The organism is Nocardioides maradonensis (assembly GCF_054777115.1).
This window is the reverse complement of record NZ_BAAHAZ010000018.1, coordinates 40,883-56,171: the sequence shown is the minus strand read 5'-3', so window position 1 is coordinate 56,171 and position 15,289 is coordinate 40,883. Positions and strand designations below refer to the sequence as shown.

Genomic DNA, 15,289 nt, shown 5'->3' with positions numbered 1-15,289 from the left:
ATGACCCTCGACACGCTGCCCCCACGGCGTACCAGCTCCGGCACGACCAAGCGGGTCGGGCTGGCCCGCGAGCGTCGCGAGGACCGCGGCCTGCCGTCCCGCTCGCTCGTCGTCGCGCTCGTCCTCGCCTGCGTGACGCTGATGGTCATCGACAAGGCGAGCGGCGACAAGTCCCCGGTCGACCCGGTCCGGCACCTCGCCGGCGAGGTCGTCGGCCCCGTCGAGGACGCCGTGACCACGGTGCTGCACCCGTTCGCCTCGATCCCCGGCGCGCTGCGGACCAACGGCCAGCTGCGCAAGGACCTCGCGGACGAGCAGGCGAAGAACGCCGCGCTGGCGGCCCAGGTCGCGACGGGCCCGTACGCCGCCAACCGGATCGGCGAGCTCGACTCGCTGCGGGCCGTCGCCGGCGACCTCGGCTACGCCCTCAAGCCCGTGCGCGTCACGGCCATCGGCGCCGCGGGGTCCTTCGGCGACACCGCCACCATCGATGCGGGCAGCAGCGACGGCCTGCGCCCCGACATGACCGTGGTCAGCGGCGCCGGGCTGGTCGGCCGGATCACCTCGGTCACCTCGCACAGCGCGACGGTGCTGCTCATCACGAACCCGGGCACGACCGTGGGCGGCCGGGTCGGCGACAACATGAAGCTCGGCTTCGTCAGCGGCAACGGCAGCCTCGACTCCGATGCCACCCTCGACCTCAACCTGCTCGACCAGACGGTCGTGCCGCAGGTCGGCCAGACGGTCGTGACCTGGGGGAGCCAGGGCGGAGCGCCGTACGTCGCCGGCGTGCCCATCGGCAAGATCGTGAAGGTCTACCAGTCGCTGCGGGAGACCAGCTACCGCGCGGTGATCGACCCCAGCGTCGACTTCACCTCCCTGGACCTCGTCGGCGTGGTCGTGCCGTCCGGCACCCCCGGTCGCGTGATCGAGGCCGACGGCAGCCTGCGGGGGATCGGCCGATGAGGAGCACCTCCCGAGTCGTCACCGCCTGCGTGCTGGTGGTGGTCGGCCTGCTGCTGCAGGTCTCGGCGCTGCCCGAGCTCGGCTGGCCCGACGCCGGAGCGGGCGCCGTGCCGGGTGTGGTCCTGCTCGTCGTCGTGGCGACCGCGATCGCCACCGACACCCGCTTCGCCACCCTCACCGGGTTCTCGGCGGGCCTGCTGCTCGACATCGCCCCGCCCGCCGACCACGTCGCCGGACGCTGGGCGCTCGCCCTCATGACCGTCGGGTACGTCGTGGGTCGGCTCAGCCACGACGACCAGCCGCACAGCGGCGCGGCGCACCGGCCGAACCTCTCGCTGCTGGCCGCGGCGGTGCTCGGCGGGTCCTTCGTCGCGAACTCGATCTACGCCCTGACCGGGCTGCTCCTGCACGACCTCGACCTCAGCCCGGGCGGCGTGCTCAAGGTGATCCTGGTCGGCCTGGTCTGGGACGTGGTCGGCGCCGTGCTGGTGCTCCCCGTGTCGTTCTGGGCCTATCGCCGGCTCGGCCGGCCCGGCCGACTCGGCTCGGGCGAGCCCGCGCGGGTCGGGCTGCGATGAGCGCTGCCCCCGACACCGGCCGGCGCAGCCGGCTGCGGATCGTCGTCCTGCAGGTCCTCGCGTTCTCGCTGCTCGCCACGCTCGGCGCCCGGCTCTACTACCTGCAGGTCGTCACCGGCGACACCTACCAGGGGCAGGCCGCGTCGCAGTCGATCCGCGACATCGTGGTGCAGCCGCAGCGCGGCCTGATCGTCGACGACCAGGGCCGGCCGCTGGTCACCAACCGGCTGGTCTGGGTCGTCTCCATGGACACCACGCTGCTCAACAGGATGGGGGAGGGCGAGCGCAACGCCCTGATCCGCCGCGTCGCCGGGGTGATCCACCAGCGTCCGCTGCTGGTCAAGCGCAAGCTCGTCGCCTGCGGCTCGGACGGCTCGGTCAACGGCCAGTGCTGGAACGGCTCGCCCTACCAGCCGGTCCCGGTCGCCGAGGACGTCAGCCAGCGGGTCGCGCTCCGGATCCAGGAGCAGCCCGAGGACTTCCCGGGCGTGGTCGTCGACCAGCAGAGCGTGCGCGAGTACCCCTCGCCCTACGGCGTCAACGCGGCGCAGGTCCTGGGCTACCTCAGCCCGATCACCAAGGGCGAGCTGGACGCCGCCAACGCCACCGACGACACCTCCGTCAACGGCGCCTCCGAGGTGGGTCGTGCGGGCCTGGAGAAGGAGTACGACACCTGGCTGCGCGGCCAGCCCGGCTACCAGCAGGTCGCCGTCAACTCCCAGGGCCAGGTGCTCGGCAACGTCGACGACCTGCAGGCGCAGCCGGGGGACACGCTCGTCACGTCGATCGACGCCAAGGTGCAGGGCGTCGTGGAGAAGCAGCTCGCCGAGGCGATCAGGACCCAGCGCGCCACGCTCGACCCGGTGACGCACCGGCACTTCGCCGCCGACTCCGGCGCGGCGGTCGTCATGGACGCCCACACGGGCCGGATCATCGCGATGGCCAGCCAGCCGACGTACAACCCGAAGATCTGGACCGGCGGCATCACCCAGAAGCAGCTCGACCGGCTCTACTCGACCAGGGCCGGCACGCCGCTGCTGAGCCGCGCGTTCCAGGGTGAGTTCGCGCCGGGCTCGACGTGGAAGCCGATGATGACCGTCGGCGCGTTCACGCACGGGTACGGCCCGAATTCCCGGCTGACCTGTCCGCCGTCGGTCCGGATCGGCAACCGCGACTTCCACAACTACGAGTCCGAGAGCTTCGGCCTGATCTCCTTCGCGAAGGCGATCGAGGTCTCCTGCAACACCTTCTTCTTCCAGGTGGGCATGCACTTCTGGGAGAAGTACGGCTCCGACGCGTTCAACAGCAACGCCCGCGACCCGCTCGTGCACGAGGCCCAGAAGTTCGGTTTCGGCCAGCCGACCGGGGTCGACCTCCCGGGCGAGGCGTCCGGCCGGATCGCCGACCGCAAGTGGCGGCTGGCGTACTGGAAGCAGATGAAGGGCTACTACTGCGGCATCGCGCACAAGCCGCAGGACAGGAAGACCTCCGACTACCTCTACCTGTTCGCGCAGGAGTTCTGCGTCGAGGGCCAGGCCTACCGCGAGTACGACGCCGCCAACTTCGCGATCGGCCAGGGCGACACCGCCGTCACACCGCTGCAGCTGGCCCGCGCCTACACGGCGATCTCCAACGGCGGCACGCTCTTCGAGCCGACGATCGGCAAGGCCATCGTCGATCCGCAGGGCAAGGTGCTGCGCACGATCCGCCCGCGCGTCGTACGGCACGTGAACATCCCCCGCTACGTCAAGAGGTACGTCGACATGGCCACCCTCGGGGTCAGCCAGGTCGGCACGATGGCCTGGAAGATGGGCGGCTTCCCGCTCGACCAGGTCCAGGTGCACGCCAAGACCGGCTCCGCGGAGGTCCTCGGCAAGCAGTCGACCGGCTGGGTGGCGTCGTACACCAAGGACTACGTCGTCGTGATGATGATGAGCCAGGGCGGCACCGGCTCCGGGTCGGTGGGTCCGGCCGTGCGCAAGGTGTGGGAGACCCTCTACGGCATCCACGACACCACCGTGAACCCGAAGCACTCGGCGATCCCGGGCGTCCAGGCGCCGAGCACCCTGCCGGTGTTCGGTCGGGACGGCTCGATCCTCCCGCCGGCCCGCAAGGAGTGAGCATGTCGATCCGCCAGACCACGGTCTCCCGTCGCCAGGTCCTCCGCCGGTGGCAGGACCTGGACCTTCCGCTGCTCGGCGCCGTCCTGGTGCTCAGCGTGCTCGGCTGCCTGCTGGTGTGGTCGGCCACGAACCACCGGGACGCGCTGACGGGCGGCAACCCGAAGGTCTTCCTCGACAAGCAGGTCGTCAACCTCGTCATCGGCGTCGTGCTGCTCGGGCTGGTGACCATCACCGACCACCGCTGGGTGCGGATCCTCGCGCCGGTGGCCTACCTCTTCGGCATCCTCGGCCTGCTGCTGGTCCTGGTCATGGGATCGACCATCAACGGCTCGAAGTCCTGGCTGATGCTCGGCGGGATGTCCTTGCAGCCCTCGGAGCTCGCGAAGCTCGCCGTCGTGGTCGGCATGGCCCTGGTCGTGGCCGAGCGGTCCGAGGGCCGCTGGAGCCGCGGTGTCGGTACGCCAGACGTGCTGCTCATGCTGGGTGTCGCCGGCGTACCGGCCGCGCTGATCCTGCTGCAGCCCGACCTCGGCACCATGCTCGTGCTGACCGCGACCGTCTTCGGCGTGATCGCGGCCTCGGGCGCCGACCGCCGCTGGCTCGGCATGCTCGGCGTCGCGGGCGTCGGGGTGTCCGTCTTCGCGGTGCTGAGCGGGTTCCTGAAGAAGTACCAGGTCGACCGCTTCCTCGCCTTCACCAACCCGAACCTGGACCCGAAGGGGGCCGGCTACAACGTCGAGCAGGCGCGGATCGCGGTCGGCAACGGTGGCTGGTTCGGACAGGGGCTGTTCCACGGCTCGCAGACCCAGGCCGGCTTCGTCCCCGAGCAGCACACCGACTTCGTCTTCACCGTCGCAGGGGAGGAGCTCGGCCTGGTCGGCGCCGCGCTCATCGTGGTCCTGCTCGGCATCGTCCTGTGGCGGGCGCTGCGGATCGCGTCGCGCACCGACGACATGTTCGGCCGGATGGCCGCTGCGGGCATCGCCTGCTGGTTCGGGTTCCAGGCGTTCCAGAACATCGGGATGTGCCTCGGCATCATGCCCGTCACCGGCGTACCCCTGCCGTTCGTGTCGTACGGCGGCTCCTCGATGTTCGCCGGGATGCTGGCCGTGGGCCTGCTGCAGAACATCCACCTGCGCACCCTCAGCTCGCCGGCCACCCGGCTCCAGCCGGCGCAACGGGTGCTGGTGCGCGGCTGAACCCGTAGGATGGTTGGCGATGTCAACTGCAGCCTCGAACCCCGCCGCCGCGACCGAGGACCACTCCGGTGAGTACTCCCACGCGCAGATCCTGACCATCCTCTCGGGACTGCTGCTCGGCATGTTCCTGGCGGCGCTCGACCAGACGATCGTGTCGACGTCGATCCGCACGATCGCCGACGACCTGAAGGGGCTCAACCTCCAGGCGTGGGCGACCACGTCGTACCTCATCACCTCGACGATCGCGACGCCGATCTACGGCAAGCTCGGCGACCTCTGGGGCCGCAAGAAGCTGTTCATGTTCGCGATCACGGTGTTCGTCATCGGGTCGGCGGCCTGCTCGTTCTCGACCTCGATGTACATGCTGGCGGGCTTCCGGGCCTTCCAGGGGGTCGGCGCGGGCGGCCTGATGACGCTGGTGCTGGCGATCATCGGCGACATCGTCTCCCCGCGTGAGCGCGCGAAGTACACCGGCTACTTCATGGCCACGTTCGGCACGTCCAGCGTGCTCGGCCCGGTCATCGGCGGCTTCCTCGCCGGCACCACCTCGATCCTCGGCATCGCCGGCTGGCGCTGGGTGTTCCTCGTCAACGTCCCGATCGGCATCGCGGCGCTGGCGGTCGTGTGGCGGACCCTGCACGTGCACCACACCCGGCGCGAGGCCAAGGTCGACTGGCTCGGTGCGGTCGCCCTCGTCGTCTGCCTGGTGCCCCTGCTGACCGTGCTCGAGCAGGGCCAGAGCTGGGGCTGGTCCTCGGGTCGCGCGCTCCTGTGCTTCGCGGTCGCCGCCGCCGGACTCGTCATGTTCGTCGTGGTCGAGGCCCGGATGAAGCTCAACGCGCTCATCCCGCTCAAGCTCTTCACTATCCGCCCCGCCGCGGTCACGATCGTCGCCAGCGTCATCGTCGGGATGGGCATGTTCGGCGCGATGATGATGCTGCCGCTGTACATGCAGATCGTGCACGGCGCCTCGCCCACCAAGTCGGGCTTCATGATGCTGCCGATGGTCGCCGGCATGATGACCGCCTCGATCACCGCCGGAAAGATCATCTCGCGGACGGGCCGCACGCGACCGTTCCCGATCTTCGGGTCGCTGGTCATGGCGGCCGGCATGTTCCTGCTCGCCCAGATCTCTGCCGACACTGACCTGTGGAAGGTCATGCTGGCGATGGCGGTCGTCGGCTTCGGGCTGGGCAACTGCATGCAGCCGCTGATCCTCACCGTGCAGTCCTCGGTCCCGCCGACGGCCATCGGCGTGGCGACGTCGAGCGCGACCTTCTTCCGCCAGATCGGCGGCACCATCGGTGTGGCCGTGTTCCTGTCGATGCTGTTCGGCGCGGTCGGCGGCAACATCGCCACCGCGATGAGGTCGGAGCTGCCCGGGGTGGAGCAGGCCGCGCACAGCGGCACCTTCACGCCCAACGCGACCGACCAGAAGGTCCTCTCGGGCGACAAGGGCTTCCTGGCCAGCCTGTCCGACGACTCCTCGCAGATCGCTCGGTTGAGCCCGCAGGTCGCGCACCCGATCAAGGTCGGCTTCGCCGACTCGATGACGCCCGCCTTCTGGACCGCGGGTGGTCTCGCGCTGCTCGCGTTCCTGGTGCTGCTGCTGATGCCGGAGGTGGAGCTGCGGCAGACGTCCGCCTCCGCCGCGCGCGCCGCGGCCGCCGAGTCGGCCGGCTGATCAGGGCTTCGCGGTCAGGAACAGGAAGGCCGCGAGCAGCACCAGGTGCACGAAGCCGTTGAGCGGTTTCGCGCGCCCCGGTACGACGGTCAGCACCGCCACCAGCCCGGTCAGGGTCAGCAGCGCGAGCTGCAGGCTGTCGAGACCGAGGGCCAGCGGGCCGTGGATCCAGACCGTGGCCAGGGCGATAGCGGGGATGGTGAGGCCGATCGAGGCCATCGCCGAGCCGTACGCCAGGTTCAGGCTGATCTGCACCTCGTCGCGCACCGCGGCCCGGACCGCGGCGATCAGCTCGGGCAGCAGCACGAGCAGGGCGATGACGACACCCACCGTGGCCTCGGGGAAGCCGAGCGAGTGGACCGCGTCCTTGATCGGGTAGGACTCCACCTTCGCCAGGCCGACGACCGCGACGAGCGACACGACGAGCAGCGCCATGCTCGTGAGCGTCGCCCGCGTGGTCGGAGGCTCGGCGTGCTCGTCGGCGTGCTCGTCACCCGCGACGGGGAGGAAGAAGTCCCGGTGGCGCACGGTCTGGGTGAACACGAAGACGCCGTACAGCGCCAGCGACGCGACGGCGGCAAAGGCCAGCTGCGCGCCGCTGAACACCGGCCCCGGCGAGCTCACCGTGAACGTGGGGACGACGAGGGTCAGCCCGGCGAGCGTCAGCACGGTCGCCAGCGAGGAGCCGGTGCCCTCGGGGTTGAAGACCGCCAGGTGGTGGCGCAGCGCACCCACCAGCAGCGCGATGCCGGCGATGCCGTTGACGGTGATCATCACGGCCGCGAAGACCGTGTCCCGGGCGAGCGTCGAGGCCTCGTCCCCGCCCCCGGCCATCAGCGCGACGATCAGGCCCACCTCGATCACGGTGACGGCGACCGCGAGCACCAGGGAGCCCAACGGCTCGCCGATCCGGTGCGCGACCACCTCGGCGTGGTGGACCCCGGCGAGCACAGCGGCGATCAGCGCGACCCCGATCAGCGAACCGGCGACCGCGCCCGGGTGGGAACCCCACGCCACCGCGAGGGCGGCGACCGCGACGAGGGGAGCGACGACGACCCAGCTGATCCGCATGGAGTCACCCTAGGAGGCCGCCTCTCGTGGATGCCCACGCCGACGGCGTACCGAACTACCCTTGTCGCATGCCTGGCACGTCCCTCTTCCCCCGCATCGAGCCGCACCTGCTGACCGTCTCCAAGCCGATCCAGTACGTCGGCGGCGAGCTCAACTCCGTGCAGAAGCCGTGGGACGAGGTCGAGGTGCGGTGGGTGCTGATGTACCCCGACGCGTACGAGGTCGGCCTGCCCAACCAGGGCGTCCAGATCCTGTACGAGGTCCTCAACGAGCGCCCGTGGATCCTCGCCGAGCGCACCTACGCGGTGTGGCCGGACATGGAGCAGGTGCTGCGCGAGCAGGGCATCCCGCAGTTCACGGTCGACGGGCACCGGGCCGTGGGGGAGTTCGACCTGTTCGGCGTCTCCTTCTCCACCGAGCTGGGCTACACGAACCTGCTCAACGCCCTGGATCTCGCCGGCATCCCGATCCATGCCGTCGACCGGGACACCCACCCCCTGGTGATCGCCGGCGGCCACGCCGCGTTCAACCCCGAGCCGATCGCTTCGTTCATCGACGCCGCGGTGCTCGGTGACGGCGAGGAGGTCGTGCTCAAGATCTCCGAGGTCGTGCGGGAGTGGAAGGGCGAGGGTTCGCCCGGTGGCCGCGTCGAGATCCTGCGCCGGCTGGCCGCCTCCGGCACGGTCTACGTGCCCCGCTTCTACGACGTCGAGTACGACGAGAGCGGCGCCATCGCGTCCGTCGTACCGAACCACCCGGACGCTCCCGAACGGGTCCGCAAGCACACGCTGATGGACCTCGACCAGTGGCCGTACCCGGCCAACCCGCTGGTGCCGCTCGCCGAGACCGTCCACGAGCGGTTCTCGGTCGAGATCTTCCGCGGCTGCACGCGGGGTTGCCGGTTCTGCCAGGCCGGCATGATCACCCGGCCGGTCCGCGAGCGGTCGATCACGACGATCGGCGCGATGGTCGACAACGGCATCAAGAAGACCGGCTTCGAGGAGGTCGGCCTGCTCTCGCTGTCGTCGGCCGACCACACCGAGATCGGCGAGGTCGCCAAGGGCCTGGCCGACCGGTACGAGGGCTCCAACGTCTCGCTGTCGCTGCCCTCGACCCGCGTCGACGCCTTCAACATCACGCTGGCCAACGAGTTCTCCCGCAACGGCCGGCGCTCGGGCCTGACGTTCGCGCCCGAGGGCGGCAGCGAGCGGATGCGCAAGGTGATCAACAAGATGGTCACCGAGGAGGACCTGATCCGCACCGTGGCCGCGGCGTACTCCCACGGCTGGCGGCAGGTGAAGCTCTACTTCATGTGCGGCCTCCCGACGGAGACTGACGAGGACGTCCTGCAGATCGCCGAGCTCGCCAAGCGGGTCATCGCGACCGGCCGCGAGGTCTCGGGCCGCAACGACATCCGCTGCACCGTCTCGATCGGTGGGTTCGTTCCGAAGCCGCACACCCCGTTCCAGTGGGCCGGCCAGCTCGACGTGGAGACCACCGACCGCCGGCTGGCGCTGCTGCGCGAGACGGTGCGTGCCGACAAGCGCTTCGGCCGCGCCATCGGCTTCCGCTACCACGACGGCCAGCCCGGCATCATCGAAGGGCTGCTCTCCCGCGGCGACCGCCGCGTCGGCGGCATCATCGAGCAGGTCTGGCGCGACGGCGGCCGCTTCGACGGCTGGAGCGAGCACTTCTCCTACGACCGCTGGGTGGAGTCGGCCTCGATCGCGCTGGAGGGCACCGGCGTCGACCTCGACTGGTACACCGTCCGCGAGCGCGAGTACGACGAGGTCCTGCCCTGGGACCACCTCGACTCCGGCCTCGACAAGGACTGGCTGTGGGCCGACTGGGAGGACGCCCTCGCCGCCGCCGACGGCCAGGACATCGAGGTCGAGGACTGCCGCTGGACCCCCTGCTACGACTGCGGCGTGTGTCCTGAGATGGGCACCGAGATCCAGATCGGCCCGACCGGGCAGCAGCTCCTGCCCCTGTCGGTGGTCGGGGCCGGCGCGCCCGGCACGGTCACCCAGGTCGTCCACTAGCGATGTGCTGGTGGCGGCGGTTCGGGGCGGGATGGGTGGTCCCGCACCGGTCGGCGGCACGTCGTGGCCGTTGGTGCTCGTCGCCTCACTCACGTGTGAGTGAGCCGCGTTCACTCACATGTGAGTGAGCTCAGGGCGGCCGTGCTCGACAGCCGCCGAGGATCTCGAGGAGCTGTTCGGGATGTGACGTCCGAGGCTGATCGTTGGCTCCTCGGGTTCGCTACGTTGGCAACGTGCCGACGCTCATCCACCTCAGCGGCGCCCCGGGCGTCGGCAAGAGCACGATCGCTGAGAGGTACGTCGCCGAGCATCCCCGGTGTGTTGAACTGCGACGTGGACAGGCTCCGGTGCCTGGTCGGCGGATGGCGCGAGAACTTCGTCTCAACCGGTTCGATCATCCGTCCGGTCGCCCTGGCGATGATCCGAGCTGATCTGGACGAAGGGCACGACGTCGTGTTGCCGCAGATGCTGGCGAACGAGGACGAACGAGCAAGGTTCCGCGCTGTCGCGGTTGAGCACTCCGTGGGTGTGGGGCGCGACGTCGACTCCAGCTACCGGGAGGTGGCCGCGGCCGTTCAGGCGGCGGCTGCGACTAGTTGAGGACGTCCGAGGTGAGCTTCGAGGAGCCCTCGACGTAGCAGACGACGTGGTCGCCGACCTGCATGTCGTCGGGGTTCTCGGTCACGAGCCTGAGGGTGAGACCGCCGTGCGAGATCAGGGACTGGCGGTCGGCCTGGGAGAGCATCGAGGTGCAGAAGCCCGAGCCGTTCTGCTTCGCCGCGGTGAGGTTGGAGCCGTCGAGCGTGGCGGTGGCGACGATCTCGGCGTCGTGGGAGGAGGTGCACGACTTCTTCGTCATCGTGACGGTGTCGCCGCTCTTGCTGAGGTTGACGCACTGTCCGGGCTTGGCGCTGGACGGCGTGACGATCTGGTTGATCCCGACCAGCGCGACGACGACCCCGCCGACGATGGAGAGGACGAGTCCGATCGCGCCGATCACGATGCCGGCGATCGCGAAGCCGCGGCCGCCCGCCCGACCGTCCTTGGTCCGGCCGAGACCGATGATGCCGAGCACGATGCCGACGACGAAGCCGACGCAGGTGCAGAAGCCGAGGATGCTCGCGACGAGGGCGCCGATGGCCAGGCCGTCGGTCTTGGCGGGGGCACCCGGGTAGCCGGAACCGCCGTACTGCGGGCCGCCGTACTGCGGACCCCCGCCGTAGCTCGGCACGCTGCTCGGGTTGTACTGCGGTGCGCCGTAGGGGTTCGTGGGCGGCGGCGTGTACGGCGACGGCGGCGGCACGCTGCCGTACGGGTTCGACTGCGGCGCGCCGCCATACGGGTCCGGGTTGTTCGGCTGGCCGTACGGGTTGTCGGTGTTCTCGCCGTTCGTGTCGCTCACGTGTGCACCCTATGGTCATTCGGCCATCGCGCGGGCAACATCTAGGCTGCGGCCGTGAGTCGACAGCAGCCCGAGCAGCAGGCGCCCCCGGTCCAGCGGTTGCGGATCAGGTACGCCAAGCGGGGCCGGCTCCGCTTCACCAGCCACCGCGACGTCTCCCGGGCGATCGAGCGCGCCGTCGCCCGCGCCGGCATCCCGATGGCCTACTCCTCGGGGTTCCACCCCCACCCGCGTATCTCGTACGCCGGCGCCTCGCCGACCGGGGCCGCCAGCGAGGCCGAGTACGTCGAGCTCGGGCTCGCCCAGATCCGCGACGCCGCCGAGGTGCGCAGCGAGCTGGACGCGGTGCTGCCCGACGGGCTCGACATCGTGGAGGTCGTCGACGGCGCGCAGAGCGTCGCGGGCTCGCTGACCGAGCTGCTGCAGGGCAGCCGCTGGAGGCTCGACCTGGTCGGCGCCGACACGCCGGAGGCGACCGCCGCAGTGGAGAGGTTCCTGGCGACCGACTCGGTGCCCGTCGATCGGATGACGAAGAAGGGTCTGCGGTCGTTCGACTGCCGGGCCGCGGTGGTGAGCCTCGAGGTCGGTCCCGAGGGCGAGCTCGAGCTGCTGCTGGAGCACGGCACGCCCGCCGTACGCCCCGACGACGTGCTCACCGGGCTGAGGGAGGTGGGCGGCCTGCCGGAGTCGACGACGGCACTGCTGACCCGGTTGGCCCAGGGACCGCTGGACCGCGACGCCGCGACCATCGGCGACCCGCTGGAGATCCGGGAATGACCACGGCCTGAGGTCGCTGTGCGATACTCGCCACAGGTCGACCTCCGGGATCGGCCCGACGACGTTCTCGCCGGCACGGCAGCTCGCTGACCGACCGGCACACGGGGACGGATCGTCGCCAGACCGCGACGCTGGCTGTGGATCGGTGACAGGGATCCGCCGGGCGACCGCGGCAGGTGAGGATCCCGTCCGCGCTGACGCCCTGCGGAGGGTGTCGTCTACCCAACAGGCTTGTCGTCGCGCCCGGCGCGGCGAAATGACATCAGGGGTTCGAGCGAGGCTCGGCCCCGAGGAGTAGCGCATGACCGACGCGCCCATCGAGACCACTGCCGACGTGACCGCTGCGGAGGCGCCCGACGCGCCCGCTGCGGAGACCACCGAGGCTCCGAAGAAGAAGGCGCCCGCCAAGAAGGCCGCCGCGAAGAAGGCCCCGGCCAAGAAGGCGCCCGCCAAGAAGGCCCCGGCCAAGAAGGCGGCCGAGGCGCCCGACGCCGAGGGCGACGCCGAGGCGAAGCCGGCCAAGAAGGCGGCGGCGAAGAAGGCCCCGGCGAAGAAGGCGGCCGCGAAGAAGGCCCCGGCCAAGAAGGCTGCCGCACCCGCCGAGGCACCTGAGGCACCGGCTGAGGAGACCGACGAGGCCGCCGGCGCTCCGGCGGTGCTCTTCCAGACCCCGGTGAAGACGACCGCGCCCCGGCGTACCCGCAAGGCCGCCGCCCCGGCGCCCGCCCCGGAGCCCGAGGAGGCGGCGGCAGAGGAGGCGCAGACAGACGAGACCGACGCCGCCGAGGAGCCCGCCGACAAGCCCGCGGCGAAGCCGGCCAAGAAGGCCCCCGCCAAGAAGGCACCGGCCAAGGCGAAGAAGACGGCCGAGCCGGAGCCCGAGCCCGCCGAGGCGGAGGACACGGAGTCCCCGGACGCCGACGACGCCGAGGACGCCGAGGGTGAGTCCGACGGCACCGGCGCCCCGCGCCGCCGTCGCCGCCGTGGCGGCCGTCGCCGCCGCAAGCCGTCCGGCGCGAACGCCGACGGCGACAACGCCGACAGCACCGACGCCGAGTCCACCGACGAGTCCGCCGAGTCCGAGTCCGAGGACTCCGACGAGAACGAGTCGGGCAACCAGGAGGGCGAGGGCCAGGGTTCCTCGAACTCCTCGCGCCGCCGCCGCCGTCGTCGCCGCGAGGGCGAGGGCGGCGCCGAGGACGGCGACGACCCGAACACCGTGACCCGGGTCCGCCCGGCGAAGTCCGCCGAGGACCAGATCACCAGCGTCCAGGGCTCCACCCGCCTGGAGGCCAAGAAGCAGCGCCGCCGCGAGGGCCGTGAGGCCGGCCGCCGCCGTGCACCGATCGTGAGCGAGGCCGAGTTCCTGGCCCGCCGCGAATCGGTCGAGCGGGTCATGGTCATCCGCCAGAAGCCGGACCTCACCCAGATCGGCGTCCTCGAGGACAAGGTCCTCGTCGAGCACTACGTCGCCCGCGAGTCGCAGACCAGCCTGATCGGCAACGTCTACCTGGGCCGCGTCCAGAACGTCCTCCCGAGCATGGAGGCCGCGTTCATCGACATCGGCAAGGGCCGCAACGCCGTCCTGTACGCCGGTGAGGTCAACTGGGCCGCCCTCGGCTGGAAGGAGGGCACGCCGCGCAAGATCGAGTCGGTGCTGACCTCCGGCCAGACCGTCCTGGTGCAGGTCAGCAAGGACCCGATCGGGCACAAGGGCGCCCGCCTCACGTCGCAGATCTCGCTCGCGGGCCGCTTCCTGGTCTACGTGCCGGACGGCACGACCTCCGGCATCTCGCGCAAGCTGCCCGACACCGAGCGTGCCCGCCTCAAGACGCTGCTGAAGGAGATCGTCCCCGACACCGCGGGCGTCATCGTCCGCACGGCCGCGGAGGGCGCCTCGGAGGAGGAGCTCACCCGCGACGTCGAGCGGCTGAAGGCGCGCTGGGAGAGCATCGAGGCCAAGGTTGCCAAGGGCAACAGCCCGCAGCTGCTGTACGGCGAGCCGGACCTGACCCTCAAGGTCGTCCGCGACCTGTTCACCGAGGACTTCGCCAAGCTGGTCATCCAGGGCGACGAGGCGTGGAAGACCGTCTCGGAGTACGTCGAGCAGGTCGCCCCCGACCTCACCGAGCGCCTGGAGAAGTACGACGCCGCCGACCGCGGGGACCTCTTCGCGACGTACCGCGTCGACGAGCAGATCGCGAAGGGCCTGGACCGCAAGGTCTGGCTGCCCTCGGGCGGATCGCTGATCATCGACCGCACCGAGGCGATGACCGTCGTCGACGTCAACACCGGCAAGTTCACCGGGTCCGGCGGCAACCTCGAGGAGACCGTCACCAAGAACAACCTGGAGGCGGCCGAGGAGATCGTCCGCCAGCTCCGGCTGCGCGACATCGGCGGCATCATCGTCGTCGACTTCATCGACATGGTCCTGGAGTCCAACCGCGACCTGGTCCTGCGCCGGCTCGTGGAGTGCCTGGGCCGCGACCGCACCCGGCACCAGGTCGCCGAGGTCACCTCGCTCGGCCTGGTCCAGATGACCCGCAAGCGGATCGGCACGGGCCTGCTCGAGGCGTTCTCGGAGACCTGCAGCCACTGCCAGGGCCGCGGCCTGATCGTGCACGACATGCCGATCGAGCCCAAGCGTGGCGGCGGTGACACCGGTGGCGACGGCGGCAGCAGCCGCAGCGGCAACCGGCGTCGTCGCGGGCGCGGTGGCAACGGCGAGCAGACCGAGACCACCGAGACCCCGAAGGCCGTGCCGTCGCCGGCCGCGGTGGCCGCGATGGCGATGTCGCACCCGCCGGTCGCCACCGACGAGGCCGCGCAGGAGCAGGCCGAGGAGCTGGAGGCGGTCGAGGTCGTCACCGATCTCGTCGAGGAGGCCTCCGAGACCCCTGCAGCCGAGGACGTGGTGATCGAGGCGCCGGCAGCCGAGGAGCCCGTCGTCGAGGAGCCCGTCGTCGAGGAGCCCGTCACGGAGCCCGTCGTCGAGACGGCTGCCGAGGAGCCCGCGGCGCCCGCCGAGGCCGCCGAGCCCGCCAAGCCCGTCGTGGTGACCCAGGTACGCCGGGGCGGCGCCAGCCGCACCGTGCAGTCCGCCCCGGCGGCGGCGATCGTGGTGTCGGAGCCGTCCGAGACCGAGCAGGAGACCGTCGCGGCGCCGGTGGAGACGCCGAAGCCCGTCGTGGTCACCCGCACCCGCCGCGGCGCGAGCCGTGCCGCCGACGTACCCACCGACGAGGCGGGGGAGTCCGGGGAGCACGCGGAGGAGGCGCCGGCGCTGCACGTGCCGGTCAAGAAGAAGGGCGCACGCAAGCGCTGATTTTGTCGGCGTGGCCGGCGTTCCCTAGTATGGAACGTCGGTGCGCCGCGAGGCGTGCCCCTCTCGCTAGGCACCCGGCTCCGGCCGTGCAGTGCTGCGGGCAACAAGAGTTTCACCCACTG

General features: G+C 71.0%; 11 protein-coding genes. 9 read left to right on the top strand and 2 right to left on the bottom strand.

The features are described from left to right. From mreC to ACYVAQ_RS19035, 5 genes are read left to right on the top strand one after another with little or no spacing between them, the layout of a single operon-like run. Nucleotides 1-966, top strand: coding sequence for a rod shape-determining protein MreC (gene mreC, locus ACYVAQ_RS19055; RefSeq protein ID WP_460792054.1), 966 nt, complete (start codon nucleotides 1-3; stop codon nucleotides 964-966). Next, nucleotides 963-1,544 (top strand): rod shape-determining protein MreD, encoded by a 582-nt coding sequence (locus ACYVAQ_RS19050; RefSeq protein WP_460792053.1) that lies wholly within the window; start codon nucleotides 963-965, stop codon nucleotides 1,542-1,544. The genes mreC and ACYVAQ_RS19050 overlap by 4 nt, the downstream gene beginning before the upstream one ends. Further along, nucleotides 1,541-3,664: a penicillin-binding protein 2 gene (mrdA, locus tag ACYVAQ_RS19045; RefSeq protein WP_460792052.1), complete on the top strand. Its 2,124-nt coding sequence runs from the start codon at nucleotides 1,541-1,543 to the stop codon at nucleotides 3,662-3,664. The genes ACYVAQ_RS19050 and mrdA overlap by 4 nt, the downstream gene beginning before the upstream one ends. Nucleotides 3,665-3,666: 2 nt before the next feature. Then, nucleotides 3,667-4,866, top strand: coding sequence for a rod shape-determining protein RodA (gene rodA / locus ACYVAQ_RS19040; protein ID WP_460792051.1), 1,200 nt, complete (start codon nucleotides 3,667-3,669; stop codon nucleotides 4,864-4,866). Between the two features lie 19 nt (nucleotides 4,867-4,885). Next, nucleotides 4,886-6,550: an MDR family MFS transporter gene (locus ACYVAQ_RS19035; RefSeq protein ID WP_460792049.1), complete on the top strand. Its 1,665-nt coding sequence runs from the start codon at nucleotides 4,886-4,888 to the stop codon at nucleotides 6,548-6,550. On the opposite strand, the gene ACYVAQ_RS19030 is transcribed toward ACYVAQ_RS19035, so the two are convergent. After that, nucleotides 6,551-7,621, bottom strand: a complete 1,071-nt coding sequence (locus tag ACYVAQ_RS19030) for a calcium:cation antiporter (protein WP_460792048.1) — start codon at nucleotides 7,619-7,621, stop codon at nucleotides 6,551-6,553. Between the two features lie 68 nt (nucleotides 7,622-7,689). Here ACYVAQ_RS19030 and ACYVAQ_RS19025 point away from each other — a divergent pair, with 68 nt between their 5' ends. Together ACYVAQ_RS19025 and ACYVAQ_RS19020 are read left to right on the top strand one after the other, a co-directional pair. Beyond that, nucleotides 7,690-9,663, top strand: coding sequence for a TIGR03960 family B12-binding radical SAM protein (locus ACYVAQ_RS19025; protein WP_460792047.1), 1,974 nt, complete (start codon nucleotides 7,690-7,692; stop codon nucleotides 9,661-9,663). A 318-nt stretch (nucleotides 9,664-9,981) separates the two neighbouring features. Continuing rightward, nucleotides 9,982-10,263, top strand: a complete 282-nt coding sequence (locus tag ACYVAQ_RS19020; RefSeq protein WP_460792046.1) for a hypothetical protein — start codon at nucleotides 9,982-9,984, stop codon at nucleotides 10,261-10,263. Here the strand turns inward: ACYVAQ_RS19020 and ACYVAQ_RS19015 are convergent. Next, a complete protein-coding gene (locus ACYVAQ_RS19015) occupies nucleotides 10,256-11,065 on the bottom strand; it encodes a DUF4190 domain-containing protein (protein ID WP_460792045.1) in 810 nt (269 codons plus the stop codon). The two genes, ACYVAQ_RS19020 and ACYVAQ_RS19015, sit on opposite strands and share 8 nt — an antisense overlap. Nucleotides 11,066-11,119: 54 nt before the next feature. Between ACYVAQ_RS19015 and ACYVAQ_RS19010 the strand changes: the two genes are divergently transcribed. Then, entirely contained in the window at nucleotides 11,120-11,842 is a 723-nt protein-coding gene (locus ACYVAQ_RS19010; RefSeq protein ID WP_460792043.1) for a TIGR03936 family radical SAM-associated protein, read from the top strand. A 301-nt stretch (nucleotides 11,843-12,143) separates the two neighbouring features. Beyond that, nucleotides 12,144-15,167, top strand: coding sequence for an Rne/Rng family ribonuclease (locus tag ACYVAQ_RS19005; RefSeq protein ID WP_460792042.1), 3,024 nt, complete (start codon nucleotides 12,144-12,146; stop codon nucleotides 15,165-15,167). The last annotated feature ends 122 nt before the right edge of the window (nucleotides 15,168-15,289 follow it).

Excerpts from the sequence above, each read along its gene's own strand:
- mreC (WP_460792054.1), top strand. The coding sequence starts at position 1 with ATGACCCTCGACACGCTGCCCCCACGGCGTACCAGCTCCGGCACGACC.
- ACYVAQ_RS19050 (WP_460792053.1), top strand. The coding sequence starts at position 963 with ATGAGGAGCACCTCCCGAGTCGTCACCGCCTGCGTGCTGGTGGTGGTC.
- mrdA (WP_460792052.1), top strand. The coding sequence starts at position 1,541 with ATGAGCGCTGCCCCCGACACCGGCCGGCGCAGCCGGCTGCGGATCGTC.
- rodA (WP_460792051.1), top strand. The coding sequence starts at position 3,667 with ATGTCGATCCGCCAGACCACGGTCTCCCGTCGCCAGGTCCTCCGCCGG.
- ACYVAQ_RS19035 (WP_460792049.1), top strand. The coding sequence starts at position 4,886 with ATGTCAACTGCAGCCTCGAACCCCGCCGCCGCGACCGAGGACCACTCC.
- ACYVAQ_RS19030 (WP_460792048.1), bottom strand. The coding sequence starts at position 7,621 with ATGCGGATCAGCTGGGTCGTCGTCGCTCCCCTCGTCGCGGTCGCCGCC.
- ACYVAQ_RS19025 (WP_460792047.1), top strand. The coding sequence starts at position 7,690 with ATGCCTGGCACGTCCCTCTTCCCCCGCATCGAGCCGCACCTGCTGACC.
- ACYVAQ_RS19005 (WP_460792042.1), top strand. The coding sequence starts at position 12,144 with ATGACCGACGCGCCCATCGAGACCACTGCCGACGTGACCGCTGCGGAG.